Genomic DNA, 1,521 nt, shown 5'->3' with positions numbered 1-1,521 from the left:
CCGCTGTACAGCGCGGCCCGCTGCGCGGCGCGGGTCAGCTGTACGACGCGGCCCGCTGTACAGCGCGGCCCGCTGCGCGGCGCGGGTCAGCTGTACGACGCGGCCCGCTGTACAGCGCGGCCCGCTGCGCGGCGCGGGTCAGCTGTACGGTGCGGGTCAGCTGTACGGTGCGGGTCAGCTGTACGGTGCGGGCCCGTGGGGGTGCCCGTCCTCCCCCAAGCTCTTCGAGCAGGGGTCCTCCGGACGGGCCAGAGGATGCGGACCGGCGCCGCGGAGTGGCGGCAACCCGCCAGCGCCCCGATCACTCCCCCGGCCACCGCGGCGCACGCCTCTCGTTGAACGCCGCCACCCCCTCCGCCCGGTCCCCCGAGAACGCCACCGCCCGCCACGCCGCGTCCTCGACCTCCAGCCCGGCCCGCAGATCCAGCCCGTGCCCGAGCCGCAGCGCCCGCTTGGCCGCCCGGAGCCCGACCGGCGAGTTGGCCGCCATCCGGGAGGCCAGCTCCAGCGCCTCCTCCCGGTCCCGCCCCTCCTCCACCAGCCGGTCCACGAGCCCCAGCTCCCGCGCCTCGTCGGCGTCCACCCTCCGCGCCGTGAAGATCAGCTCGGCTGCCCGCGACGCCCCCACCCGCCGCGGCAGCAACTGCGTACCGCCGCCACCGGGAATCACCCCCACGGACACCTCCGGCAGCCCCACCACGGCCGTACGGTCGGCCACGATCACGTCGCAGGACAGCGCCAGCTCGAAGCCTCCACCCAGCGCGTACCCGTGCACCGCGGCGATCGTCGGCATCGGCAGCTCCAGCACGCCGGTGTATGCCCCGCGCGCGACCGGCCGCTGCCTGACCAGGTCGGCGTCGCTGAAGGAGTTGCGCTCCTTCAGGTCGGCCCCGACGCAGAACGCCCGCTCGTGGGACGAGGTCACCACGACCACGCGTGCGTCCCGGTCGGCGGCGAGCGCAGCGCACGCCCCGGCGATCGAGCGGGCCATCTCGGTCGACACGGCGTTCATGGCCTTGGGCCGGTCGAGGACGAGCTCCGCGACGTACTCGTGCCGCCGCACCAGCACGAACTCCCCGAACCGCTCCTCACTCATGACACCCTCCCGGTTAACGCGGGTTAACAACATCTGCCCCGATCATCGCAGCCGCGTCCGCCCGGGGAAAGGGCGGACACCGTGCCGGCCGGGCTTCCGAGTCGAGATACGGCACCCCGTTCGAGTGACATCCCGCCCAACTCCCGCCGAACCCCTACGGGACCGCATAGCGTGCGTCCGCCACGGCGCATAGGGGGCGCGAGCGCATCGGGGAGGGATCGCGATGACGACGAACACGACCAGAGCGCAGCGGGACACCACGGGCGCCGCAGCGGGGGACACCGAGCCCGTGCCCGCTGAAGCCGGGGACGCCGCTGCCGGTAGCCCCGGGGACGCCGAAGCCGGTGACCCCGGGGACGCCGAAGCCAAGGGCGCCAGCGACGCGAAAACCGCTGGTGCCGGCGACGCCGAAGCCGGTGACCCCG

Annotated in this window: 1 protein-coding gene and 1 pseudogene; one reads left to right on the top strand and one right to left on the bottom strand. The window is 74.6% G+C overall.

The window, feature by feature from the left end:
• Positions 1–301 precede the first annotated feature (301 nt).
• Positions 302–1,096: an enoyl-CoA hydratase-related protein gene (locus tag ABZV31_RS11175; RefSeq protein ID WP_355891155.1), complete on the bottom strand. Its 795-nt coding sequence runs from the start codon at positions 1,094–1,096 to the stop codon at positions 302–304.
• A 223-nt stretch (positions 1,097–1,319) separates the two neighbouring features.
• Between ABZV31_RS11175 and ABZV31_RS11170 the strand changes: the two are divergent.
• Positions 1,320–1,521: pseudogene (locus ABZV31_RS11170) on the top strand (hypothetical protein); the annotation flags it as partial.

The sequence above is a fragment of the Streptomyces sp. NPDC005202 genome (assembly GCF_040608235.1).
Taxonomy (GTDB): Bacteria; Actinomycetota; Actinomycetes; order Streptomycetales; family Streptomycetaceae; genus Streptomyces.
The sequence above is the reverse complement of the archived record's forward strand: the minus strand, read 5'-3'. Positions and strand labels throughout refer to the sequence as shown.